Source organism: Nocardioides nitrophenolicus, assembly GCF_016907515.1.
Classification (GTDB): domain Bacteria; phylum Actinomycetota; class Actinomycetes; order Propionibacteriales; family Nocardioidaceae; genus Nocardioides; species Nocardioides nitrophenolicus.
Map to the genome: position 1 here is coordinate 2,427,045 of NZ_JAFBBY010000001.1, position 22,944 is coordinate 2,449,988.

At 73.0% G+C, this 22,944-nt stretch carries 22 protein-coding genes; 4 read left to right on the plus strand and 18 right to left on the minus strand.

Annotated features, from left to right (window positions below; genetic code table 11):
• Window positions 1–56: 56 nt before the first annotated feature.
• Both JOD66_RS11840 and JOD66_RS11845 read left to right on the plus strand, forming a co-directional pair.
• Window positions 57–932, plus strand: a complete 876-nt coding sequence (locus JOD66_RS11840; RefSeq protein ID WP_204837075.1) for an alpha/beta fold hydrolase — start codon at window positions 57–59, stop codon at window positions 930–932.
• Window positions 929–1,957, plus strand: coding sequence for a ferredoxin--NADP reductase (locus tag JOD66_RS11845; RefSeq protein WP_204837076.1), 1,029 nt, complete (start codon window positions 929–931; stop codon window positions 1,955–1,957). The genes JOD66_RS11840 and JOD66_RS11845 overlap by 4 nt, the downstream gene beginning before the upstream one ends.
• 73 nt (window positions 1,958–2,030) lie before the next feature.
• Here the strand turns inward: JOD66_RS11845 and JOD66_RS11850 are convergent, their stop codons facing one another.
• The 18 genes from JOD66_RS11850 to JOD66_RS11935 form a co-directional block, all read right to left on the minus strand.
• Window positions 2,031–2,321 (minus strand): hypothetical protein, encoded by a 291-nt coding sequence (locus tag JOD66_RS11850; RefSeq protein ID WP_204837077.1) that lies wholly within the window; start codon window positions 2,319–2,321, stop codon window positions 2,031–2,033.
• Window positions 2,321–3,463, minus strand: coding sequence for a 3-ketosteroid-9-alpha-monooxygenase, oxygenase component (locus JOD66_RS11855; RefSeq protein WP_204837078.1), 1,143 nt, complete (start codon window positions 3,461–3,463; stop codon window positions 2,321–2,323). The genes JOD66_RS11850 and JOD66_RS11855 overlap by 1 nt, the downstream gene beginning before the upstream one ends.
• A gap of 108 nt (window positions 3,464–3,571) precedes the next feature.
• Entirely contained in the window at window positions 3,572–4,492 is a 921-nt protein-coding gene (locus JOD66_RS11860) for an AEC family transporter (RefSeq protein ID WP_204837079.1), read from the minus strand.
• Window positions 4,493–4,521: 29 nt separating this feature from the next.
• A complete protein-coding gene (locus JOD66_RS11865) occupies window positions 4,522–5,526 on the minus strand; it encodes an NAD-dependent epimerase/dehydratase family protein (protein WP_204837080.1) in 1,005 nt (334 codons plus the stop codon).
• On the minus strand, window positions 5,523–6,005 hold the full coding sequence (locus tag JOD66_RS11870; RefSeq protein ID WP_204837081.1) for a hypothetical protein: 483 nt from the start codon (window positions 6,003–6,005) through the stop codon (window positions 5,523–5,525). Before JOD66_RS11870 ends, JOD66_RS11865 begins: the two co-directional genes overlap by 4 nt.
• A 45-nt stretch (window positions 6,006–6,050) precedes the next feature.
• Window positions 6,051–6,428: a PLD nuclease N-terminal domain-containing protein gene (locus tag JOD66_RS11875; RefSeq protein ID WP_204837082.1), complete on the minus strand. Its 378-nt coding sequence runs from the start codon at window positions 6,426–6,428 to the stop codon at window positions 6,051–6,053.
• A 102-nt stretch (window positions 6,429–6,530) separates the two neighbouring features.
• Window positions 6,531–7,406 carry a fumarylacetoacetate hydrolase family protein gene (locus tag JOD66_RS11880; RefSeq protein WP_204837083.1) on the minus strand — a complete coding sequence of 292 codons (876 nt, stop codon included), beginning with the start codon at window positions 7,404–7,406 and terminating at the stop codon, window positions 6,531–6,533.
• Between the two features lie 38 nt (window positions 7,407–7,444).
• Complete coding sequence (locus JOD66_RS11885; RefSeq protein WP_204837084.1) at window positions 7,445–8,194, minus strand: IclR family transcriptional regulator; 750 nt, start codon at window positions 8,192–8,194, stop codon at window positions 7,445–7,447.
• A complete protein-coding gene (locus JOD66_RS11890) occupies window positions 8,191–8,973 on the minus strand; it encodes an MBL fold metallo-hydrolase (protein WP_204837085.1) in 783 nt (260 codons plus the stop codon). The genes JOD66_RS11885 and JOD66_RS11890 overlap by 4 nt, the downstream gene beginning before the upstream one ends.
• Window positions 8,974–9,010: 37 nt before the next feature.
• Window positions 9,011–9,943, minus strand: coding sequence for a zinc-dependent alcohol dehydrogenase (locus JOD66_RS11895; RefSeq protein ID WP_204837086.1), 933 nt, complete (start codon window positions 9,941–9,943; stop codon window positions 9,011–9,013).
• Window positions 9,940–10,869, minus strand: coding sequence for an NAD(P)-dependent oxidoreductase (locus JOD66_RS11900; RefSeq protein ID WP_204837087.1), 930 nt, complete (start codon window positions 10,867–10,869; stop codon window positions 9,940–9,942). Before JOD66_RS11900 ends, JOD66_RS11895 begins: the two co-directional genes overlap by 4 nt.
• A 33-nt stretch (window positions 10,870–10,902) precedes the next feature.
• The gene (locus JOD66_RS11905) at window positions 10,903–11,715 is read right to left on the minus strand and encodes an SDR family NAD(P)-dependent oxidoreductase (RefSeq protein WP_204837088.1); all 813 of its coding nucleotides are present in this window, start codon (window positions 11,713–11,715) and stop codon (window positions 10,903–10,905) included.
• A gap of 47 nt (window positions 11,716–11,762) precedes the next feature.
• Window positions 11,763–13,349 carry an ABC transporter substrate-binding protein gene (locus JOD66_RS11910; RefSeq protein WP_204837089.1) on the minus strand — a complete coding sequence of 529 codons (1,587 nt, stop codon included), beginning with the start codon at window positions 13,347–13,349 and terminating at the stop codon, window positions 11,763–11,765.
• A 61-nt stretch (window positions 13,350–13,410) separates the two neighbouring features.
• Entirely contained in the window at window positions 13,411–14,367 is a 957-nt protein-coding gene (locus tag JOD66_RS11915; protein ID WP_204837090.1) for an ABC transporter ATP-binding protein, read from the minus strand.
• Window positions 14,364–15,350: an ABC transporter ATP-binding protein gene (locus tag JOD66_RS11920; protein ID WP_204837091.1), complete on the minus strand. Its 987-nt coding sequence runs from the start codon at window positions 15,348–15,350 to the stop codon at window positions 14,364–14,366. Before JOD66_RS11920 ends, JOD66_RS11915 begins: the two co-directional genes overlap by 4 nt.
• A complete protein-coding gene (locus tag JOD66_RS11925) occupies window positions 15,347–16,249 on the minus strand; it encodes an ABC transporter permease (RefSeq protein WP_204837092.1) in 903 nt (300 codons plus the stop codon). The genes JOD66_RS11920 and JOD66_RS11925 overlap by 4 nt, the downstream gene beginning before the upstream one ends.
• Window positions 16,246–17,220, minus strand: a complete 975-nt coding sequence (locus tag JOD66_RS11930) for an ABC transporter permease (protein WP_204837093.1) — start codon at window positions 17,218–17,220, stop codon at window positions 16,246–16,248. The genes JOD66_RS11925 and JOD66_RS11930 overlap by 4 nt, the downstream gene beginning before the upstream one ends.
• Window positions 17,217–19,928, minus strand: a complete 2,712-nt coding sequence (locus JOD66_RS11935) for a family 78 glycoside hydrolase catalytic domain (protein ID WP_204837094.1) — start codon at window positions 19,926–19,928, stop codon at window positions 17,217–17,219. Before JOD66_RS11935 ends, JOD66_RS11930 begins: the two co-directional genes overlap by 4 nt.
• Window positions 19,929–20,142: 214 nt before the next feature.
• On the opposite strand from JOD66_RS11935, the gene JOD66_RS11940 reads away from it, so the two are divergent.
• Together JOD66_RS11940 and JOD66_RS11945 are read left to right on the plus strand one after the other, a co-directional pair.
• A complete protein-coding gene (locus JOD66_RS11940; RefSeq protein ID WP_204837095.1) occupies window positions 20,143–21,369 on the plus strand; it encodes an alpha-hydroxy acid oxidase in 1,227 nt (408 codons plus the stop codon).
• On the plus strand, window positions 21,366–22,880 hold the full coding sequence (locus tag JOD66_RS11945) for a class I adenylate-forming enzyme family protein (RefSeq protein ID WP_204837096.1): 1,515 nt from the start codon (window positions 21,366–21,368) through the stop codon (window positions 22,878–22,880). Before JOD66_RS11940 ends, JOD66_RS11945 begins: the two co-directional genes overlap by 4 nt.
• Window positions 22,881–22,944: the final 64 nt, after the last annotated feature.

A 22,944-nucleotide genomic window follows, 5' to 3' on the forward strand; every position in this document is an offset into this window, starting at 1 on the left:
CGGAGAACGGAACGAGCGCCCCGCCGGCCGTACGCCGCCGCCTAGCGTCGCCGACCATGACCCAGACCTCGACTCTCGACGCCGGCGCCACCCTCCGGGAGGTCGCCACCGACCGCGGCGTGCTCCGCTACCACGAGGCCGGCGACGGCCCGCCGCTCGTCATGCTCCACGGCTCCGGCCCGGGCGTGACCGGCATGAAGAACTTCGCCGGCAACCTGGCCCGCTTCTCCCAGCACTTCCGCTGCCTGGTCCTCGAGCTGCCCGGCTTCGGCATCAGCGACGCGACCGGCGAGGGCCTGGTGCCCGGCGCGGCCGCGGCGACGACCCGGTTCGCGGACGCGCTCGGGCTCGACCGGTTCGACATCATCGGCAACTCGCTGGGCGGCATCGCCGGCGGCATGGTCGCGATGGAGCAGCCCGACCGGGTACGCCGCCTGGTCACGGTCGGCGGCCTGGGCCGCAACATCTTCTCCCCGGCGCCCGGCGAGGGGATCAGGCTGCTCGTCGACTTCACCGACCACCCGACCCGCGAGAAGCTGGTCGCCTGGCTGCACTCGATGGTGTTCGACCCGTCGATCATCACCGACGAGATGATCGAGGATCGCTGGCAGCAGGCGACCGACCCCGAGACGCTCGCCAACGCGCGCACGCTCTACGGCAGCGAGGCGTTCGCCCGCAACGCGGCGGCGGCCGCGGCGGCCGACCACGTGCCGTACTGGGCGATGTTCCACAAGATCAAGGCCAAGACCCTCATCACCTGGGGCCGCGACGACCGGGTCAGCCCGATGGACATGGCGCTCATCCCGATGCGGACCATCCCCGACGTCGAGCTGCACGTGCTGCCCAACTGCGGCCACTGGGCGATGATCGAGGCCAAGCACGCGTGGGAGAGCGTCGTCGAGGCCTTCCTCACCCGGCCCGAGAGCGCATGACCACCGCCCCTCTGCGGCTGCGGGTCGTCGCCACCGTCGCCGAGACCGAGGACGCGCGCTCCGTCGTGCTCGCGGCCGAGGACGGCGTCCGGGTCGGCTACGAGCCGGGTCAGTTCCTCACCTTCCGGGTGCCGGCCGCGGAGGGGTCGCTGGCCCGCTGCTACTCGCTGAGCAGCTCGCCCCATCACGAGCCGGACCGGCTCGTCGTCACGGTGAAGAAGGTTCCCGGCGGGCGCGGCTCGGCCTGGATGTGCGACGAGCTCGCGGTCGGGGACGTCGTCGACGCGCTCCGCCCGGCCGGCACCTTCACCCCGCGCGACCTCGACCGCGACCTGCTCCTCGTCGCCGCTGGCAGCGGCGTCACGCCGGTGCTGTCGATCCTGCGCTCGGCACTGGCGGCCGGCACCGGCCACGTCGTCGTGCTCTACGCCAACCGCGACGAGCGCTCGGTCATCCTCGGCCCCGAGCTCGCCGCGCTCGAGCAGGCCCACCCGGACCGGCTGGTCGTGCTGCACTGGCTCGAGAGCCTGCACGGCCTCCCGGACGACGAGCGGCTGGCGGCCCGACTCACGCCGTACGCCGGCCGCGAGGCGTTCGTGTGCGGCCCGGCGCTCTTCATGCGCGCGGTCGAGAAGGCGCTCGCCGCGGCCGGCGCCGACCCCGCGCTCGTGCACGTCGAGGAGTTCGTCTCGCTCACCGGCGACCCGTTCGCCGCGCCCGAGCCCCTCGCCCCCGCGAGCGACGAGGACGCCGCCGAGCTCGAGGTCACCCTCGACGGCGAGACCCACACGCTGCCGTGGGCCCGCTCGCGCCCGCTCACCGATGTGCTGCTGGCGGCGGGACTGCCGGCGCCGTACTCGTGCCGGGAGGGGGCGTGCAGCGCCTGCGCCTGCGTCGTCTCCGAGGGCGAGGTGGCGATGGCGGTCAACCAGGTCCTGGACGATGCCGACCTCGCCGACGGCCTGGTGCTCGGCTGCCAGGCGCGGCCGGTCAGCGACCGGGTCCGGGTCTCGTACGACGGCTGACCCGCCCACGACGCGAAGGAGCCCCGGCCGCGCTCGCGGCCGGGGCTCCTTGCTGTCCGTGCTGTCCGTGCGATCAGTCGTCGGTGAGCACCGGGAGGTCACCGCGTTCGACGGCCTTCGCCAGCGCCTGACGCAGCGAGACACACCCGGCGAAGAGCATCCCCTCGATCCGCGGCGGCATCGCCGCGCGCCGCTCCAGGCAGCGCTCGGTGTCGGCCGCGTGCCACTGGATGCTCGTCTGCTCCCAGCTGCTCTTGCGCGCCTCGACCGCCGCCCCGCACGTCTCGCACGAGACCGGCGACATGGGCGCGTTCTCGAGGCGGACGTCGGGACGGACGGTCACGCCGGCCACGGGCGCGGCCATCAGACCGACTCGTTCTCGGCGGCCCGGGCGATGTTGTCGGCGACCTCCTGCCCCCAGGCCTCGGCGGGCCGGGTCATGTCGAGCTCGAACTCGAAGCGCTCGGTCATCTCCGGCAGGACGGCGTCGACGTCGGTGTAGAACTGCTGGTACCAGCGCCGCAGCTGGTAGACCGGGCCGTCCTCCTCGCACAGCAGCGGGTTGTCGATCCGGGCCTTGTTCCGCCAGATCGCGACGTCCTGCTCGAAGCCGGTCTTGATGAACTCGCCCATGCTCACCGCCGACGCGTGCGCGTACTCGTCGGAGACGCCCTGCGGCTTCTTGACGATGATCCCGTACTGGAGCACGAACGAGTTCGTGTCCACCGGGTAGTGGCAGTTGATCAGGATCGACTCGAAGTTCCCCGTGTCGTACTCGTAGACGAGGTCGTCGATCATGAACGACGGCCCGAAGTACGACGCGGTCGACTTCATGGCGAGCAGGGTCGAGTCGTCCTCGCTGGGGACGGCGACGTCGCCACGGTCGGTGCCGTTCATGACCTGGGTGGCGACATGGCCCTCGAAGACGTTCTTGAAGTACGTCGGCATCGAGTAGTGCACGTAGAAGAAGTGCGCCATGTCCACGACGTTGTCGACGATCTCGCGGCAGTTGGAGCCGTCGATCCTGATCGAGTACCAGTGCCAGTCGGTCCACTCGTCGCTGGTCGCGCCCGGGATCTTGGGGATGGCCTGCTCGGCGATCGGCGGGTTGCCCTCGGGGTCGTTCCAGACGAACAGCATGCCGTCCTGGTCCAGGGTCGGCCAGGCCGACGTCCGCGCGCGCAGGGGGACCCGGCGCGAGTACGGGATCTGCTTGCAGCGCCCGTCGCCGCCCCAGCGCCAGTCGTGGAACGGACAGGCGATGTTGCCGTCCTTGACGGTGCCCTGCGAGAGGTCGCCACCCATGTGGCGGCAGTAGGCGTCGAGTACGCGCAGCTCGCCGTCGGCGTCCTCCCAGACGACGAGCTTGGCGCCGAAGGCCTGCACCTGGTGCGGCCGGCCGTCGCGGAAGTCCTTGGAGAGTCCGAGGCAGTGCCAGCCGCGGGCGTAGCGCTGCGCGATCGGGTCCGCCTCGATCTGGCGGGGGATGTCGGGAGCGGTCGTCATGACGGCTGTCCTTCCTGTGCACGGTACGGGTGGGGCGACCGTAGGAAGGGCCCGCTGCCCGGTGTGCGGCTCCTCCCGCTCTCCGGCACCGGCGGCACCGGCGGGCGGTCAGGCGAGCAGCGCGGAGATCAGGATCGCCACCGGCGCCGAGGCCAGGGTCGAGACGAAGATGGCGTCGCGGGCGAGCAGCACCCCCCGCTCGTACCTCATCGCGACCACGAAGACGTTCTGCGCCGTCGGCAGCGCGGAGAGCAGGGTCACCGCGAACAGCTCGGTCCCGTCGAGGCCGACCCCGAACCGCCCGACGAGGTAGGCCGCGACCGGCTGCACCACCATCTTCAACGAGGTCACGGTGGCCAGCGCGCGCGGCGTGACCCCGCGGCCGGGGAGGGGACCCAGGCGGAGCGCGACGCCGTACGCGATGAGCATGGCGGGCACCGCCATTCCCCCGACCAGCTCGAGCGGCGCGTGCACGACCTGCGGCAGCTCGGTGTCGGTCCCGGCGAGGAACAGGCCGGCGAAGGAGGCGATGGTGAGCGGGTTGGTGACCGGACGGGACAGGATCTTGAGGACCGACGGACGCTCCGGGCTGGTCACCACGTCGAGCACGGTCAGCGCGAGCGGCTGGAGCACCAGCAGCTGCATCAGCAGGGCGGGCACGACCAGCGCCGCGTCGCCGAGCGCGTAGGCCGCGATCGGGATGCCGAGGTTCCCGGCGTTGACGTACGCCGAGCACAGGCTCGCGACCACCGACGTCCCGGCGTCGAGTCGTCGTACCCGGGCGATCGCGGCCATGATGCCCGCGCTGACCACCACCCCGGCGGCCGTCGCGACCAGCGGCCCGGAGAGCACCCGGGACGGGTCGGAGTCCTCGAGCACGGTGACCAGCAGCGCCGGGCTGGCGAGGTAGAAGGACGCGAGCGACAGGCTGCGCTGGCCCTGCAGGTCGACGATGCCGCGGTCGGCGAGGAGCGCACCGAGGGCGATGACGATCGCGATCGTCCCGAAGCCCTCCAGCACACCGCCCACGGGTCGATCCCATCACCCGCGGGCCACGGTCAGGGATGCAGGGGTGGCATCCCGGATCCGGCGGAGCGCGCGGCGCCGGAGAGGAAGGCCTCGACCGCCTCGGCGGCGGTGTGCTGGGGCGTCCAGTCCAGCTCGGTGCGGGCCCGGTCCGCGGCGAGCAGCGGGACGGCGAGCAACGCGTCCGCGAGCGCGCCCGGGACGGGCAGCAGGTGGGTCAGCCAGCCCAGGTCGAGAGCGCCGCTGACCAGCCGGGGCGGCACCTCGACCGTGGGCGCGCCGACCAGCTCACCGAGCTCCGACCGGCGCAGCACGCCGGGCGCGGCCAGGTTGAAGGCGCCGGCGACCGGCCGCTCGACGGCCGCCACCAGGGCGCGGGCGACGTCCTCGGCATGGACCGCCTGCAGGCGCAGCCCGCTGGGCACCGGCAGGGCCGGGATCAGCCGCCGGTCGAACATCCAGGGCCGGACGAGCGCGCCGCCGAAGATCCGGCGCTGCTCGCTGGCCGCCGAGCGCTGGAACACGAACGCCGGCCGGACCCGGACCACCCGGGTGCCCTCGCCCGTCGCCTCGAAGGCGTCCAGCGCCCGCTCGTTGTAGGCCTTCTCCCGGCAGTACGCCGCCGACGACGACCCGTCGGTCTCCCAGCCCTCGTCGACCGGGTCGTCGTGGTGGGCCGGAGAGTAGGCGGCCACCGAGGAGGCGCACACCAGTGCCCTGACCCCGCGGCGGCGGACGGCGGCCAGCAGGCGCCGGGTGCCGACCGCATTGGTCCGCCAGGTCTCCTCGGGCCGGTGGGTGGGCTGGAACCTCCAGGCCAGGTGGACCACCGCATCGGCGCCGTCGAGCAGCGGGTCGAGGTCGTCGGCACCGACGTCGGCGGGCCGCCAGGTCACCGACGCCTCGGCGGCCGCCCGGTCGCTCAGCTCCGGACGCCGGCGCGCCACGGCGACCACCTCGTGCCGGCCACCGGCCGTGAGCTCGCGCAGGGTGGCGCTGCCGATGTTGCCGGACGCCCCGGTGACGACGACCCTCATGCCGCGATCCGTCTCCGGGCGGTGGTCAGGTGCAGCTGGGCGAGGGTCTCAAGCTGGCGGTCCGAGCGCGCGATCAGGTCGTCGAGCAGCGCCGGGTCGAGCCGCGGGTCGTCGTCGGCCACCGAGCGCAGCACCTCCCACCCGCTGCGCTTGCCGAAGACCGCGATCCGCAGCGCCTCGATCTCGACCAGGTCGGTCAGCGGGGCGCGGGTGAGGATCCGGCCGTTCGGCTTCAGCCGCCCGAGCTCGGCGCCGACCCGCGCCGCGACCGTGCCGATCGTGCTCGGGCTCGCGCCGACGTCGTGCATGACGCGGCGCAGGATCTCGCGCTCCTCGGCCACCTCCTCGGCGAGCCGGCCCACTCCCGCGGCGACCGTGGCGATCCCGTGGCTCCCGGCGACCCGCCGGAAGAGCGAGACCCCGGCCGTGGATCCGGCCCAGTGGTGCTGCAGGTAACCGTGAAGAACCTCGTCGTCCATCCTCCCGGCGTACCCGTTCCGCGGGGGGACATCCGGGCGAACTGCCTACGCCGGGTCGGTGCCCTCGTCGCGGCGCTGCTCCTCGCGGCGCTTGAGCTCATAGGCCCGCCGCTGCTCCTCGGCCCGCTCCCGCACCTTGCGCAGGAACTCCTCGTCCTTCTCCGGATCCGCGGGCGCGAACCGGCCCCGGCGCTCGTACTCCGGGAAGCCCGGCGCCGCGCCCTGGTCGCGGGTCAGCGCCCGCTCGGGCGTCGGCCGCCCGGCGATGAACCAGGCGATCGAGCCCGCGAGCGGGAAGAAGAACACGATGAGCAGCCACCAGGTCTTCGCGAGGTTGCGGACGCTGTCCTCGCGCGCGGTGATCACGTCGACCAGGCAGTAGACCCACAGGATCAGGATCAGCAGGGGCGGCAGCAGGCGCATCCCGGCATTGTGCCCGGCAGCGCCGGTCGGCGCGCGGGTTTCCCGTTCCCGGAGCGCGTCTCGTCGGTCGACCGACGACGCGAGCGTCGCGGCGTCGCCGGGCTACGGCGCGGCCGAGACGGCCGACACCGCCTGGCGCACCCGCTGCCTCTGGTGGCCCAGGCCCTCGATCTCCAGGTCCATCACGTCGCCGTCGGCGAGATACGGGAACCGCCCCGACAGGGCGACTCCCTCGGGAGTGCCGGTGAGGACCAGGTCGCCGGGTGCAAGGTAGACGTGCCGGCTCAGGTGCCGGACGATCTCGGCGACGGTGAACACCATGTCGGCCGTCGAGGAGTCCTGGCGCGGCTCGTCATTGACCCACGAGCGCAGCCGCAGCGCCTGCGGGTCGATCTCGTCGGCGGGACGCAGCACCGGACCGACCGGGCAGAAGGTCTCGGCCGACTTGCCCTTCGACCACTGGCCGCCGGAGTGCTCGAGCTGACTGGCCCGCTCGGAGAGGTCGTTGGCGGTGACATAGCCGGCGACATAGGCCAACGGGTCGGCGTCGTCGGAGAGGTGGCGCGGCGTGTCTTTGATGACGACGCCGAGCTCGACCTCCCAGTCGCTGCGGGTCGAGCCGACCGGCAGCAGGACGTCGTCGTCGGGCCCGACCACGGTGCCGGGATGCTTGTAGAACAGCACCGGGACGGCCGGGGGCTCGGCGCCCGACTCGGCCGCGTGGGCGGCGTAGTTCATGCCGATGCAGCTGACCGCCTGGGGGCGCGCGATCGGCGCCCCGATCCGGACGTCGTCGGCGAGCGCGAGCGCGGGCAGCTCGCCCGCGGCCAGGGCGGCCCGGGTGCGGGCGATGCCGTCCGCGGCGAGGAAGGCGCCGTCGATGTCGGCGGTCAGGCCGCGCAGGTCGTACGTCGTCCCGGCGTCGTCGCGCACGGCCGGCTGCTCGGAACCGGCCGCGCCGTACCTGATGAACTCCATGGGGGAACTGCTCCTTGTGCTGGGTGGGAGGGGACGGGTCAGCCGATCCGCGCGGCGATCGCCGCGGCGGCTTCCTGGAGGGAGCCGATCGCGCGGGCGATCAGCTCGTCGGTCTTGCGGACGTCGGGGATCGACACGCTCATCGCCGGCTGGTGCTCGGCGGTGCGCGCGAGCGGCACGGCGACGCAGAACACGCCGGGCGTGTACTCCGCGTGGTCCTCGGCGAAGCCCCGCTCGCGGATCTCGCGGAGCTGGTCGAGCAGCGCCGCGGGTCCCGGGAGGGTGGTGCTGGTGTACCGGGTGAACGGCTCCTCGCCCACCCGGCGCAGCACCTCGTCATCGTCGAGGGTGCTGAGCAGGGCCTTCCCGATGCCGGTGGCGTACGCCGGCAGCCGGGCGCCGACGTGGGAGGCGAGCCGCAGCTGGTGGTCGGGATCGACCTTCGCGACGTAGACGTTGTCGGCGCCGTCGAGCACGGCGAGCTGCACCGTCTCGTTCAGCTCGTCTCGCACGGCGGCCATGTAGGGCAACGCGAGGCTCTCGATCGACGCGGCGCTGAGGTAGCTGCGTCCCGCCTGCCAGAGCCGGATCCCGATCCGGAACCGCTTCGTCGTCTGGTCGAGGTCGAGGAAGCCGCGCATCACCATGGTGTGCAGCAGGCCATGGGTGCTGCTCTTGGGCAGGCCCATCTTCTGCTGGACCTCGGCCAGGGTGAGCCCGTCGGGATGCTCGGTGAGCAGCTCGAAGATGAGCAGCACCCGGTCGGCCGACTTGACCGGCGCACTCATCGCGGCACCGGGACGACGACGCGGTCGGGGTAGCGGGCGAGCTGCCCGGCGTCGTAGAGGGTGAGCGCGATGTCGGCGGTGCGGCGCACCCGGTCGTGGGCGGCGAGCGCCTCGTAGATGTTCTCGCAGATGCCGATCGGGTGGTCCTCGCGCAGGTTGCGCTCGGTGAAGTAGGCGTCGGTCATGGTGACGACGCCTGCCGCCGTGTCGACCTCGACGGCCATCGATGCCCGGTGGTGGGAGCCGGTCCACCAGGTGCGCAGGCCCGGGGCGATCTCGTCCTCGTCCTCGAGCAGTCGCACCCGCGGCCAGGCGGGACCGGTCAGCTGGGCGACGACGTCGGGCGTCAGCGAGGTGTCCCGGTCGTCGTGGGGATGCCGGTGGCTGGTGTGGAAGTGGGTCCAGCCCCGGCGGGTGAGGCAGATCTGGGCGCGCTCGAAGGCCAGCACGTTCGCGGTCGTGTAGAGCTGGAGCGGGGTGAGCAGCACGTGCGTGATGCTGTCGAGCGGTACGCCGAGGGCGTCGAGCTGGTCGGGGAGCCACTGGCCCGGCTCCCGGCGGAAGGCGGCGCGCTCGCCGAGGAAGGAGGCCCAGCCCTCGTTCATGGCGGTCAGGTCCTGCGCCGGGCCGGTGCCCACCAGCGCCCGGACGCCGTCGCCCTCGACGAGGAAGGCCTGGAAGGCCAGCTCGTACCACTGGTCCCAGTCCGACATCCAGTAGACCTCCGGCCCGGGGACCTCACCGGTCCCCAGCGGCAGGATCCGCACCCCGAACGTCATCGCTCCTCCTTCTCCCGGCTTCGCCCCGACCTCGCGGTCAGGGCATCAACAGTGCTTTGGTCGTCTCGGTGACGCCCGCCATGAGGCTGGTGAACACCTCGGCCCCCTCGGTGAGGGGGAACGTGGTGGCCCAGTCCAGCCGAACTCGGGTCGCCAGGTCGAGTGCTTGGTCGAAGTCGCGCGGCGTGTAGCAGTACGACCCGACCACGCGCTTCTCGGCGCGGACGATCTCCTGGCCGTCGAAGCCGGCCGACGCACTGAGCAGCCCGATCCACACCGCGGTGCCGCCGGGGCGCAGGAAGTCGACCGACGCCTGGTGCGTCGCCTCGGCCCCGACGGCGTCGATGATCGCGTCGTAGCGGCCTTCCAGCGTGCTGCTCGTCCGCGCGGCGCCGAGACTCGCCGCGAGCTCGAGCCGACCCGGGGCCAGATCGGTGACCGTGACGTCCGCGGTGTGCTGCAGCGCGACCAGCAGGCAGGTCAGGCCGATGGTGCCGGCGCCGAGGATGGCTACCCGGCTGTCCGGTCCCAGGTCCGCGAGCCGGACGGCGTGCACGGCGTTGGCGAGCGGCTCCACGAGCGCCGCCTCCGCGAAGGAGAGGTCGTCGGGCAGCTCGCGCACCGCCCGCTCGGGCACGACGACCCGCTCGGCGAAGGCCCCGGGCGCGTCGATGCCGATGATCGCCCGGGTCTCGCACAGCTGCTCGTCCCCGCGGACGCAGGCCGCGCAGCCGCCGCAGCTGAGCAACGGGTTGACGGTGACCCGTCGTCCGTCGGGTGTGGTGCCGGAGAACTCGTGGCCCATCACCAGCGGTGGCTTGCGGAACTCGGTGTGGGCGATGCCGTGCAGCTCGCTGCCGCAGATGCCGGAGGCGACCACCCGGATCTCGACCTCGCCGGCGGCGGCGACCGGCTCGGGGACGTCCTGGAGCTCCACGACGCCCGGTCCGGTGAACACGAGGGCCTTCATCGCGAGCTGTCCTCGAGCAGGGCCGCCAGCCTGGCCGCGGCGCGCACCCGCAGCTGGGGCAGCGACTCGGTCGACAGGTAGGCGATGTGGGGGTTGACCAGCACCCGCGCGTGGGCGGCGAGCCGGGCGGCGACGCCGGCCGGCGGCTCGCTGGAGAGTACGTCGAGCGAGGCGAACCCGAGACTGCCGGCATCGAGCGCGGCGAGCAGCGCGTCCTCGTCCACGAGCGCGCCGCGGGCGGTGTTGACCAGGTGACCGCCCGCGCCGAGCCCGGCGAGCACGGTTGCGTCGACGACGCCCGCGGTCTCCGCGGTGGACGGCATGTGCAGGGTCAGGTGGTTCACGGCGGCGGCCAGCTCGCCGAGCGTCTCGTGCCGGGTGACCGACGCCGGGACCTCGGTCGCGAACGGGTCCCACACGTGGACCGGGAAGCCCAGCGCGGACACGCGATCGGCGACGGCACGACCGATCCGGCCGAAGCCGGCGATGCCGACCGGGTCCTGCGCCGGCGGCAGCGGGGCGGCGATGCCGGCCGTGCCCCACCCCGCCTCCGCGACCCGCCGGGCGGCGGCCGTGAGCCGCCGGTTGTGGGCATAGATCGATGCCGCGGCATGGTCGGCCACCTCGGCGATGCAGTAGTCGTCGACATTGCTGACGGCGACACCGTGGCGGGCCGCGGCGTCGAGGTCGATGTTGTCGAGACCGATGCCGTAGCGGACCACGGCGCGCAGACCGGGGAGCGCGGCGAAGACCCGCTCGGTCATCGGCGCCCACTGCACCAGGATCCCCTCGGCGTCCCGGGCGGCCGCGATCACCTCGTCCTCGGCGAGCACGCCGGCGAGCGTCACGTCGTACCCCTCGCCGAGCTCGGCCCGCTCGTGGGACCCGTCGCCCAGGTTGGTGTCGGTGATGACGATTCTTCGCATGGGAACTCTCTGTTCGTTCGGGGAACGCCGGGCTCAGACCGAGCCGGCGAAGCTGGAGGTGTCGCCCAGGCCCTCCGGGCCCATGGCGAGGTAGCCGCCGTCGACCGGCAGGTCGACTCCGGTGATGAAGCTGGCCTCGGGCGAGCACAGGAAGCCGATGGCGGCCGCGACCTCGGCGGCCTCACCGAGCCTGCGGAGCAGGTGGAAGCGGCCCCAGACCGGCTCCCAGCGCTCCCGCCCGCCGTCGACCGCCGCGGCCGCGACCTCGGGGGTCCAGATCCAGCCGGGTGAGACCGAGTTGACCCGGATCCCGTCGCCGGCGAGGTCCATCGCCAGGCACCGGGTCAGCCCGACGATCGCGCTCTTCGTGGTGTTGTAGGTCCAGCGCTGGGGCTGGGCGACATGGGCGGAGACGCTGGCGGTGTTGACCACGGCCGCGCCCGCGGCGCGGGCCAGGTGCGGATGCGCCGCCTGGACGACATTGCTGATGCCCTGGACGTTGACCCGCAGCACGGCGTCCCACTCCGCGGGGGTGGCATCGAGGCCGCGGGCCAGGAAGCTGGCCGCGCAGTTGACCACGACGTCGAGACCGCCGTGCTCGGCCACCACCGCCTCAACGGCGCCGGTCACCCGGTCCCGGTCGGCGACATCGACCGGGACCGGGTGGATCCGCGCGGACCCGGAGGAGGGAGCCTCGGCGGCCGCCTGGCGCAGCCGGTCCTCGGCGATGTCGAGCGCGGCGACGGTGTAGCCGCGGGTGGCGAACAGCTCGGCGGTGGCCCGGCCGATGCCGGACGCCGCGCCGGTTACGAGCGCGACCTTCGGCCGCGATGCCGCGTTCTCCATGCTGATTCCCTTCCTCCGGGGTCGAGTGCGTCAGTCGACGGCGTCGACTACTTGGACAGCCACACGTTGTTGACCGTCGGCACCGAGTACCGCAGCCGGCTCGGCTCGTCGAGGTCCGCGCTGTGGACCTTCTTCGACGAGACGAAGCCGATCGGCTGGCTGGTCGTCCACACCCACGGCAGCTCCTCGGTGAGGATGGCGTCGGCCTGGCCCCACAGCTCCTTGCGCTTCGCGGTGTCGTCGGTGAGCCGCGCCTCGTCCACCAGCTGGTCGAACTCCGGGTTCGCGAAGCCGGTGCTGTTGAGGTCGCCGCTGGAGTAGAAGAAGCGGTACGGCAGCAGGTCCGGCGTGAGGAAGCCGGCCATGGTCCAGCAGGCGGCGTCGTACTTGCCCGCGATGAAGTTGGACACGGCGGTGGTGCTCTCCTGGACGTCGACCTTCACGTCCATGCCGGCCTCGGTGAGCTGGCGCTCGACGACATCGGTCGTGTTGACCGTGGGACGGCACATGTAGGTGAAGGACACCGGGGTGCCGGTCTCGGCCTCGTACTCGTCGACCAGCTTCTTCGCCTCGTCCAGGTCGTGGCCGGGGTCCGCGTTGTCGTTGTGGAACGGGTCGGACTCCGGGAACAGGTTGACGGCCGGGCGGGCCATGCCCTCCTTGGTCAGGTCGACGATCTCGTCGCGGTCCAGCGCCATCGAGACGGCCTTGCGAACCCGCGGGTCGTCGAACGGCGGCTTGGTGATGTTGAGGGCGATCGAGTCCTGGTCGCTGCCGACGCCCTGCACGAAGTTGAGCGAGGCGTCGTTCTGGGCCTGCAGCATGATCGTCGGGTTGATCGTCGGCGCGTAGTCGATGTCACCGGACTGCAGCGCCTGGAAGCGAGCCTGCTCGTCCTCGATCAGGCGGATCTGCACCTTGTCGAGATAGGGCTCGTCCTTGCCCCAGTACTCGGGATTGCGCACCAGCACGGTGTCCTTGCCAGGTCCCCAGGACTCGAGCTTGTACGGTCCGACGCCGGCCGCGTGGCTGGTGTAGTCGTCGCCGTACTGCTGCAGCGCGGTCGGCGAGGCGATGTAGCCGGCGGTGCCACTGCCGTCGTACGAGAGGGCGTAGGGCAGCCCGGCGTAGGCGTTCTTGAGGTGGAACACCACGGTCGTCTCGTCGGGCGCGTCCACGGACTCCACCGAGGACAGCAGCGACTTCGCGGTCGACGGGACGTCCGGGTCGAGGTGGCGGTCCATGTTGAACTTCACCGCGGCCGCGTCGAAGGGCGTGCCGTCGCTGAACTTCAGGCCGGTCGGCAGCTTCATCGTCCACTCGGTGAAGTCGGCGTTCGGCTCCATCGACTCGGCGATGTTCGGCTTCGGCTCGTCACCGAGCTTCTCGACCTTCATCAAGGTGTCGTAGATGGCGTAGCCGGTCAGGGCCATGGCGTTGGCCGAGCCCTTGGCGGGGTCGAGGGTGGTCACCTCCGAGCTCATGCCGACCCGCAGGGTGCCGCCGCTCTGGGGCTCGTCGGAGTCGGAGCCCGAGCCACCGCCCGAGCAGCCGGCGAACAGCAGGACGCCCGCCACCGAGGCAGCCATCGCGGTCCGGAGGCGTCCGAGCCCGCCAGATCCGAATGTGGTCATCTCTTCTCCTTGTGATCGACGCACGTCGGCGTGCGTTGGGGGTGCGGGCGGCCTGGTGGAGTCAGGCGCCCAGCGGGTGCAGGCAGGCGGCGGTGTGGGCTCCTGGCTGCAGGTCGGGGCGGGTGGCGCGGCAGTCGTCCTGCACCAGCGGGCACAGGCCGGCGAACCGGCAGCCGGGCTCGGCGCGGCCGTCGACCGTGCCGGTCGCGGGCCGCATCCGCAGGCCCGTCGCCGTCGTGGCAGCCGGGACCAGCGTGGGGACCGAGTCGTGGAGGATCGCGGTGTAGGGGTGCTGCGGCCGGTCGGTCACGGCGGGGGTGTCGCCCTGCTCGACCACCGTGCCGGCGTACATCACGGCGGTGCGGTCACAGAGCGTGGCGACCACCGAGAGGTCGTGGGAGATGAAGAGCATCGCGAGACCCTGCTCCTCGCGCAGCTCGGCGAGCAGCTCGAGGATCTGCGCCTGGATCGAGACGTCGAGGGCGGAGACGGGCTCGTCGCAGATGAGCACCTCCGGGCGCAGCACCGTGGCCCGGGCGATGGCCGCGCGCTGGCACTGACCACCGGAGACCTCCGAGGGACGGCGCTGGGCCATCTGCGGCGAGATGCCGACCCGGGCCAGCTCCTCGAGCGCGCGCTCGCGGCGCTCGGCGGCGTTGCCCTGCTTCCAGACCCGCAGCGGCTCGGCCACGGAGTCGAGCAGCGAGCGGCGCGGGTTGAACGAGCCGGCGGGGTTCTGGAAGATCGCCTGCACCCGCGGTGCGAGCGAACGACGACGGCCGGGCGTGACCGGCGCGCCGTCGAGCAGCACCTGCCCGCTGGTCAGCCGCTGCAGGCCCATGAGCACCCGCGCGGTCGTGGACTTGCCGCAGCCGGACTCGCCCACAAGGCCGAGGATCTCTCCGCGGCGCAGCTGCAGGTCGACGCCGTCGATGGCGCGGAACTCGTTGCGGTCGGCGTCGCGGAAGGTGACGCCGCCGCCCCGCACCTCCAGGACGGGAGAGCTGGTCGTGGTCATCGCGCGACCTCCGTCGGGTTCCAGCAGGCGAAGGTGTGGTCGGGTACGCCGGCCGCCGGCTCCAGCGCCGGCACCTGGTCGGCGCAGGCCGCCACCGCGTGCACGCAGCGGGGCGCGAACCGACAGCCCGCGGGCGGGTGGACCAGGTCCGGCGGCAGTCCGCCGATCGGCTTCGGCAGCTCGCGCCGGCCGTGGTCGATGCGCGGGATCGCGGCCAGCAGCGCGCTGGTGTAGCGCATTCGCGGCGCGCGGAGCACGTCGTCGACCTTGCCCTGCTCGGAGATCCGGCCGGCGTACATCACGGAGACGGCGTCGGTGTGGCGGGCCACGACGCCGAGGTCGTGGCTGACCATCACCAGTCCGATCGAGAGCTCCCGGCACAGCTCGTCGAACAGCTCGAGGATGCGGGCCTGCACGGTGACGTCGAGCGCCGTGGTCGGCTCGTCGGCGAAGAGCAGCGCGGGGCTGTTGGCGACCGCGATCGCGATCATCACCCGCTGCCGCATTCCGCCGGACAGCTCGTGGGCCCGGGACCTGAACCGCCGCTCGGCCTGCGGGATGCCGACCAGGTCGAGCAGCTCGACCGCCCGGGCCCGGGCCTTGGCCTTGTCCATGGCCGGGTCGCGGCGCAGCGTCTCGACGATCTGCTGGCCGACCGGGGTGATCGGGTGCAGCGAGCTCAGCGGGTCCTGGAACACCATGGCGATCTCCCGGCCCCACAGCTCGCGACGCTCCTTGTCGCTCATCGCGAGCAGGTCGCGGCCACGGAAGGTGATCTCGCCGGAGATCCGGGCGTCCTTGGCGCCGAGCAGGCCCATCGCCGTACGGGACAGTACGGACTTGCCCGACCCGGACTCGCCGACGATGCCCACCCGCTCGCCGCGGGCGACGTCGAGGCTGACGCCGTCGACCGCGCGCAGCGGCCCGTTGGCGGTGCGGAACTCGACGACCAGGTCGCGGATCCGGAGCAGTGGCTCGCTCATGCGCGGGCTCCCGTCGCCGGGTCACCGTCGACCAGGAACCGGTCGGAGATGAGGTTGAGGCTGAGGATGGTGAGCAGTAGGAAGGCGCCGGGAACCAGGATCAGCAACGGGTCGGTGGTCATGTAGATCCGGCCCTCGTTGATCATCCCGCCCCAGGTGGGCTGGGTGCGGGGGACGCCGATGCCGAGGAAGCTCAGGCTGCCCTCGATCAGGATCGCGCGGCCGATGCTGACGAAGCCGAACGCGAGGATCGCCTCGGCGATGTTGGGCAGCACGTCGCGGCGCATGATCGAGAGCACCGGCGTGCCGATCACCTCGCTCGCCTCGAGGTACTCGGTCTCGAGCAGGGCCAGCGTCTGGGCCCGGGCCAGCCGGACGAACACCGGGAACATCGGCACGGTGATCGCGATCATCACATTGGTGACGCTCGCGCCCAGGAAGGAGGCCAGGCCCAGCGCCAGCACCAGGCCGGGGAAGGCCAGGATGACGTCGACGACGAACGAGATCACCGCGGCGACCGGGCCGCCGTAGTAGGCCGACAGCATCCCGAGCGGGACGCCGACCAGCGCGGCGATGAGCACCGAGCCGACCCCGATGAGCACCGAGACCTGGGCCCCGTCGAGCGCGCGGGCGAGCAGGTCGCGACCGAGGTTGTCCGCGCCGAGCCAGTGCTCGGCGCCGAACTTGGCGAACCGGCTCTCGGCGCCGATGTCGAGCGGGTCGATGCCGCGCAGCGGGGGCAGCACGAGCATGCCGCCGACGAGCAGGACCAGCCAGCCGGCGGACAGCCGCTCGGCGATCGTCCAGCGGCCACCGCGCCGACGACGGCGACGGCCGGCCGGCCGAGGCGCCGGCTCCGGCGTCGGGACCGGTGCGGGCACGGGTGCGGTGGCGGTCATCGGGCACCTCCTCGGCGGGACGACGCCAGTCGGGGATCGATCACGGGATAGAGGACGTCGACGAGAGCGTTGACCAGCACGAAGCAGGTCGCGATCACCAGCACCAGGCCCTGCACCTCGACGTAGTCGCGGGCGGTGACCGCGCCGGCCAGCTCGTCGCCGATGCCGGGCAGCCCGAAGAGCGACTCGACGACGACGGTCGAGCCGATGAGCATGCCGACGGTGACGCCGATCTGGGTGGTCAGGCCGAGCAGGCTCGGGCGCAGCGCGTGCCGGAAGGTGATCCGGGTGAGTGAGAGGCCCTTGGCCCGCGCGACGTCGATGTAGTCCTGGCGCAGGGTCTCGACCAGGTCGGCGCGCAGCACTCGCTGGTAGAGGGCGAAGGAGGTCCCGGCCAGCGCGATCGCGGGCATCGCCAGCGACGACAGGTGCGGTCCGACGCCGTCGGACCACGGCGCGTAGCCGTTGGCCGGGAACCAGCCGAGGTGAACCGAGAGGATCCAGATGAGCACGACGCCGACCACGAAGTCCGGGGTCGAGAGTGCGGTGAAGACCCACAGGCTCAGCGCCCGGTCGGTGCCGGTACGACGGCGGTGCGCCGCCACGATCGCGGCCGGCACGGCGAGGGCCAGGGCGAGGACCTGGCTGAGCACGATCAGCTCGACGGTGACCGGCGCGCGCTCGGCGAGGATCTCGGTAACCGACTGGCCGGTGCGATAGGACTCCCCGAGGTCGCCCTGGAGGACGCCGCCGATCCAGTGCCCGAAGCGCTCCATGGTCGGCAGGTCCAGGCCCAGCTGGGTGCGCAGCGTCGCGACCGCCTCCGGGGTGGCGGAGTCGCCGAGCATCAGCCGGGCGGGATCACCCGGCAGCAGCGCGAGGCTGAAGAAGCAGAGCGTCGAGACCACCAGCAGCACCGCCGCGAGGCGGAGCAGCTTGAGGCCGATCCGGAACAGCCGAGCCCGGTTCACCGACGGCTCCTCACGAGCGCGAGCCGGTGGCAGCCGGGCGCGAGGTCGGCCGTGGTCGCGCCGCCGTCGAGCTGCCAGCCCTCGGGCGCGGTGAACGCGACCGTGGCCCCCGCCGGGACGGCGACCTCCTGGTCGACGCGCTCCCCCTGCACGACCCAGCGGCTGCCGACCCGGCCGAGCGCGCTGTCGTGCACGGCGCCGGCCCAGCCCAGCCGCTCGGAGTAGACCGGGCGGACCTCGATCCGACCCGCGCGGAGCGCACCGCCGACGGCGATCCCGGCGACCTCCTCGAACAGCGAGGCACCGACCGCGCCGAGCGCGCAGTGGTTGAACGAGTTCATCTGCGCGGTCGAGAGGGTGGCGTCGGGGCGCAGCCCGTCCCACTTCTCCCACACGGTCGTCGCGCCGCGCGCGGCCATGTAGAGCCAGCCGGGCATGTCCTCGCGCAGCAGGACGTCGTACGCCAGGTCGGCGTGGCCGTGCCTCATCAGCGCGGGCATGACGTGCTGGACGCCGTGGATGCCGGTGGTGACGTAGCCGCGGCTGCGGACCATCGCGGCCAGCCGCTCGGCGGCCACGGTCGCGTCCTCGCCCTCGAACAGGCCGAAGCCGATCGCCTGCGCGTAGACGGTCTGGGTGGCGCCGGCGATCTCGAGGCCCGCACCCACGAACGCCTTGCGGTACGCCGCGCGCACCTCCTCGGCCCGCTCGTCGAGGCGCGCGGCCTCGGCGTCACGGCCGGTCCAGCGCGCGAGGTCGGCCAGCTGGCGCAGCGTGCGGTAGGTGTGAGCGGTGCCGACCACCGGGCGGGGCGCCGTGGAGCGGGCGCCGGTCCAGGCGTAGCCGGGGTGGGTCGGCTCGCCGTCCTTCTCGGGCAGCGAGAGCCAGTCGGCGAAGTCGGCGCCGACGGCGTTGACCCGCAGTCCGTCGGGGTTCTCGCGGTCGACGTGGGCGGCGAAGCGCTCCAGCGCCGGGAAGATCCGGTCGACCGTCGTCAGGTCGCCATAGGTGTCGGCGAGCACGTGCGCCATCCGGACGAAGCCGTCGGCCCAGCCGGGCGCGCCCGGGCGCTGGTTGCCCGGCGGCACCGGCGGGACGTACGACCAGACCTCGCCGTCGGGCCCCTGGGTGTCGGCGATGTCCTGGACGAACTTGCCCAGGAAGGCCGCCACGTCGAGGAAGTAGCGCGCGGTCGGCGAGATGACACCGGCGTCGCCGAGCCAGCCCAGGCGCTCGTCGCGCTGCGGGCAGTCGGTCGGCACCTCGATGAAGTTGTCGCGGACGGTCCACTCGACCGCCGAGGCGAACTCGTTGAGCAGCTCGTTGCTGCTCTCGAACCGCCCGACCTCCTCGGGCAGCGCGGTCAGCGTGACCGCCTCGACCTCGACGCCCGCGGGCAGCTCGTAGTTGCCGTAGGGGTTGTCGCTCGGCAGCCCCCAGATCTCGGCGTACCGGAAGCCGTGGACGGTGAACCGGGTCTCCAGCGTCTGCCGGCCCTCGCCGTCGCCGGCGATCCGGTCCTCCTGGAAGGCGCCGCGCAGGTTGTCGCGGTAGACGAGGTCCTCGGGGGTGAGCATCTCGCCGGTCCGCACGACGACCTCGGTGCGCGGCAGCAGGGCGGAGGTGATCCGGGTCCAGCCGACGAGGTTCTGGCCGAAGTCGAAGACCACCGGTCCGCGCCCGTGCTCGCGCACCAGCTCACCGGTGCGGACCTCGAGGACGCTGACGGAGTCGTGCGGCTGTGGGGTGATCTCGGGGTGCGGGTCGGGGGTGATCGTCTCCACCGCGGACCAGGCGCCGTCGTCGTAGCCGGGCTCGGTCCAGCCGGTGGGCTCGCGACGCAGGTCGAGGATCTCGCCGCGCAGCATGTCGGTGGCCCGGATCGCTCCGGTGCTCGCGCGCCACTCCGGCGAGGTGCCGAGCAGGAGCGTGCGCTCGCCGGCGGCGGTCGTGGCCTCGAGCTGCAGGCGCAGCGCCGGGCGCTCGCCGTACAGGCCGGGGTAGCGCAGCAGGCCGAGGCGGCCGGCGTACCAGCCCTTGGCGAGGATGACGGCGACCACGTTGCGGCCGGGGCGCAGGTGTTCCTCGACGGCGAAGGTCTGGTGGTGCACCCGGACGCCGTACTCGGTCCAGCCGGGACGGAGCAGGTCGTCGGCGGTGATCTCGGTGCCGTTGACCCAGATCCGGTAGATGCCGAGCGCGGTGACGTAGAGACGGGCGGCCTCCGGGACCTCGGCGAGCTCGACCTCGCGGCGCAGGTACGGCGCGGGGTCGTCGGTCTCGCGGGCGAACGGGTTGGCCGGGGCGGCGATCCACGGAGCCTGCCAGGCGGCGGCGTCGGCGAGGCCGAACTCGACGGTGGCGGGCTCGCTCGCCCAGGCGTCGTCGGCGCTGCGCACCTGCCACTCGACGCGGCGGGCGGTGCCGGCGACCTCGGCCGGGAGGACCGCGACCGGACGGTCGGCCACGGTCCTCCAGACCTGCTCACCTGCCACGGTCGCGGTCACGACGTAGTCGGTGCCGGGCGTCAGGGCGGCACCGGGCTCCCAGGTCAGCGTCGTGGCGCGCACCGGGAGCCCGAGGGGGTGCCGGCGGAAGCCGGCGCGCGGCCGGTGGTCGTCGCGCACGGGGAGGCCGGCGGCCACGCCGGCGGCCGGCACGGCCAGTGGCGCGGGGGCGGTCGACTCCTCGACGGGGACCTGCTTCACGACGCTGTCTCGCTTCCTCTCGGGCGGGCACGCGGAGGACACCTGAGGGCAGGACGCAGCGCCCGCCGACTGATGGCGGCACCGGGCGCTCGATCCCTCGCGATGTCCACCGTCGTCCGGCAACGGACGTGCTCGGCGGATGACCTCAGCCTCATGTATCGTCCATCACATGTCAAGTATGCGAACTAAAGTTCAAGGATGTGAACTCGCAGAGATGCCGCGTACGCCACGCCGGTTCCCCCGCTGGAGCGACCTCGCGCCGCTCATCCGCTTCCGCCGTCCCGGCCTCGGACGGCGGCACCGCTTGGAGCGGGCGCACACCATCGAGGAGCTGCGCGCGCTGGCCCGCCGTCGTACGCCGCGGGCCGCCTTCGACTACACCGACGGCGCCGCCGACGCCGAGCTCTCGCTCGAGCGCGCCCGGGCGACCTTCCGGGACCTGACCTTCCACCCCGAGATCCTGCGCGACGTGAGCACCGTCGACACCGCCGTCGACATCCTCGGCGCTCCCAGCCGGCTGCCCTTCGGCATCGCCCCGACCGGCTTCACCCGGCTGATGCACACCGAGGGCGAGATCGCCGGGGCGGTCGCCGCCCAGCGCGCCGGCATCCCCTTCACGCTCTCGACGATGGCCACCACCTCGCTCGAGGACGTCGCCGCGGCCGCGCCCGGCGCCCGGCGCTGGTTCCAGCTCTACATGTGGACCGACCGCGAGCGCTCGCTGGGACTGGTCGACCGCGCCGCGGCCGCCGGCTACGACACGCTCGTGGTCACGGTCGACGTACCGGTCGCGGGCGCGCGGCTGCGCGACGTCCGCAACGGCATGACGATCCCGCCCACCCTGACCCCGCGTACCGTCCTCGACGCGATCCCGCGGCCGCGCTGGTGGGTCGACCTGCTGACGACGCCGCCGCTGACGTTCGCCTCGCTCAACAGCTGGTCCGGCACGATCGCCGAGCTGCTCGACGCGATGTTCGATCCGTCGGTCTCGTACGACGACCTCGCCTGGCTGCGGGAACGCTGGCCCGGGAAGCTCGTGGTGAAGGGCATCCAGACCGTCGAGGATGCTCGCCGGGCCGTCGACTCCGGCGCCGACGCCGTCGTCCTCTCCAACCACGGAGGTCGTCAGCTCGACCGCGCGCCGGTGCCGCTGACCCTGCTGCCCGAGACCCGGGCCGTGCTGGGCACCGACGCCGAGATCATCCTCGACACCGGCGTGATGCACGGCCAGGACATCGCGGCCGCACTCGCGCTCGGCGCCGACTTCGTGCTCATCGGCCGCGCCTACCTCTACGGACTGATGGCCGGCGGGCTGCCGGGCGTGGAGCGCAGCATCGCCATCCTGGAGACCCAGCTCGCCCGTACCATGCGCCTGCTCGGCGCGCGCTCCGTCGCCGAGCTCTCCCCGCGTCACCTGTCCCTGCCCGGAGCCGTGCGGTGACCACGACGCTGGCCGCCGCCTGGTGGACCCGGGTCGCCGCCCGGCCCGACCGCGTCGCGCTGAGCTACGCCGGCCGGCGCTGGACCGTGGCCGAGCTGGACGCCGACGCGACCGCCCTCGCCGCCGGGCTGGCGCAGCGTGACGTCCGCGCGGGCGACCGGGTCGTACTGCACCTGCAGAACGTCCCCGCGTTCCCCCTGGCGCTGCTCGCACTGTGGCGTCTCGGCGCGGTCGGCGTGCTGGCCAACCCGATGTACCGCGACCGCGAGCTGCGGCACCTGCTCACCGACTCCGGCGCGGTCGGCGTGATCACCTCGGCCCGCGACATCGAGGCGCTGCAGCCGGCCGGCGCGGACACCGCGGTCGGCTGGTGGCTCGGCGTCGCCGACGACGACCCGACCCTGGCCGAGGTCGTCGCGGCACACGCGGGCGCCGTCGTACCGGAGGCGGCGGTGGGCGCCGGTGACCTCGCGCTGCTGACCTACACCTCGGGCACGACCGGCCCGCCCAAGGGCGCGATGAACACCCACGCCAACGTGCTGGCCACGGTCGAGCGGTTCGGCGCCTGGATCGAGCTCACCGAGGACGACGTCGTCTACGCCGCCGCCCCGCTCTTCCACATCACCGGCGCGGTCGCGTCCGGCGCGCTCGCCCTGGTCGGCGGCGCGTCCCTGGCGCTCTCGGGGCGCTTCGACCCGGCCGAGGCCGTGGCCACCATCGAGGCCGAGGGCGCGACCTTCACCATCGCCTCGATCACCGCCTTCCACGCGATCGAGCAGGTCCCCGGGGCCGGACGCGAGCAGCTCGCGTCGCTACGCGCGGTCTACACCGGTGGCGCGCCGGTGCCGCAGGCCTCGATCGACCGGTTCCGCGACCGCTTCGGCGTCGCGCTCCACAACGTCTACGGGATGACCGAGACCACCTCGGCGGTCGTCGCCGTCCCGCTCGGCGTCGACGCACCCGTCGACCCGACGTCCGGCGCGGTCGCCATCGGCCGCCCGCTGCCGGGGGTCGGCATCGAGGTCCGCACCGAGGACGGTGCTCCCGCCGTCCCCGGTGAGCCGGGCGAGCTGGTGCTCACCGGCGACCAGGTCGTGCCCGGCTACTGGGGCAACCTGGACGCCAGCGCCCGGACCATGCCTTCGGGCCGGCTGCACACCGGCGACGTCGCCGTGGTCGACGCCGATGGCTGGGTCTACCTGGTCGACCGGCTCAAGGACCAGATCAACGTCTCCGGCTACAAGGTCTGGCCACGCGAGGTCGAGGACGTCCTCTACGAGCACCCCGCCGTGCACGAGGCCGCCGTCGTCGGCCGTCCCGACGAGTACCGCGGCGAGGTCGTGGTCGCGCACGTCGTGCTCGCCGCGGGGCGCAGCGCGACGCCCGAGGAGCTGATCGCCCACACCCGCAGCCGGCTGGCGGCGTACAAGGCACCGCGGGAGGTGCATCTGGTCGCCGAGCTCCCGAAGACCGCCACGGGGAAGATCCGCCGCGACGACCTCCGGGGTTGACACCCCTGGCGCGGGGCCGGGTTCTCTCGTCGTATCTGACGAATGGGTCGTTGACCGAGCCGAT

Coding starts and splice junctions, on each gene's coding strand:
- JOD66_RS11840 (WP_204837075.1), top strand. CDS start 57: ATGACCCAGACCTCGACTCTCGACGCCGGCGCCACCCTCCGGGAGGTC.
- JOD66_RS11845 (WP_204837076.1), top strand. CDS start 929: ATGACCACCGCCCCTCTGCGGCTGCGGGTCGTCGCCACCGTCGCCGAG.
- JOD66_RS11850 (WP_204837077.1), bottom strand. CDS start 2,321: ATGGCCGCGCCCGTGGCCGGCGTGACCGTCCGTCCCGACGTCCGCCTC.
- JOD66_RS11855 (WP_204837078.1), bottom strand. CDS start 3,463: ATGACGACCGCTCCCGACATCCCCCGCCAGATCGAGGCGGACCCGATC.
- JOD66_RS11865 (WP_204837080.1), bottom strand. CDS start 5,526: ATGAGGGTCGTCGTCACCGGGGCGTCCGGCAACATCGGCAGCGCCACC.
- JOD66_RS11870 (WP_204837081.1), bottom strand. CDS start 6,005: ATGGACGACGAGGTTCTTCACGGTTACCTGCAGCACCACTGGGCCGGA.
- JOD66_RS11875 (WP_204837082.1), bottom strand. CDS start 6,428: ATGCGCCTGCTGCCGCCCCTGCTGATCCTGATCCTGTGGGTCTACTGC.
- JOD66_RS11880 (WP_204837083.1), bottom strand. CDS start 7,406: ATGGAGTTCATCAGGTACGGCGCGGCCGGTTCCGAGCAGCCGGCCGTG.
- JOD66_RS11885 (WP_204837084.1), bottom strand. CDS start 8,194: ATGAGTGCGCCGGTCAAGTCGGCCGACCGGGTGCTGCTCATCTTCGAG.
- JOD66_RS11890 (WP_204837085.1), bottom strand. CDS start 8,973: ATGACGTTCGGGGTGCGGATCCTGCCGCTGGGGACCGGTGAGGTCCCC.
- JOD66_RS11895 (WP_204837086.1), bottom strand. CDS start 9,943: ATGAAGGCCCTCGTGTTCACCGGACCGGGCGTCGTGGAGCTCCAGGAC.
- JOD66_RS11900 (WP_204837087.1), bottom strand. CDS start 10,869: ATGCGAAGAATCGTCATCACCGACACCAACCTGGGCGACGGGTCCCAC.
- JOD66_RS11905 (WP_204837088.1), bottom strand. CDS start 11,715: ATGGAGAACGCGGCATCGCGGCCGAAGGTCGCGCTCGTAACCGGCGCG.
- JOD66_RS11910 (WP_204837089.1), bottom strand. CDS start 13,349: ATGACCACATTCGGATCTGGCGGGCTCGGACGCCTCCGGACCGCGATG.
- JOD66_RS11915 (WP_204837090.1), bottom strand. CDS start 14,367: ATGACCACGACCAGCTCTCCCGTCCTGGAGGTGCGGGGCGGCGGCGTC.
- JOD66_RS11920 (WP_204837091.1), bottom strand. CDS start 15,350: ATGAGCGAGCCACTGCTCCGGATCCGCGACCTGGTCGTCGAGTTCCGC.
- JOD66_RS11925 (WP_204837092.1), bottom strand. CDS start 16,249: ATGACCGCCACCGCACCCGTGCCCGCACCGGTCCCGACGCCGGAGCCG.
- JOD66_RS11940 (WP_204837095.1), top strand. CDS start 20,143: ATGCCGCGTACGCCACGCCGGTTCCCCCGCTGGAGCGACCTCGCGCCG.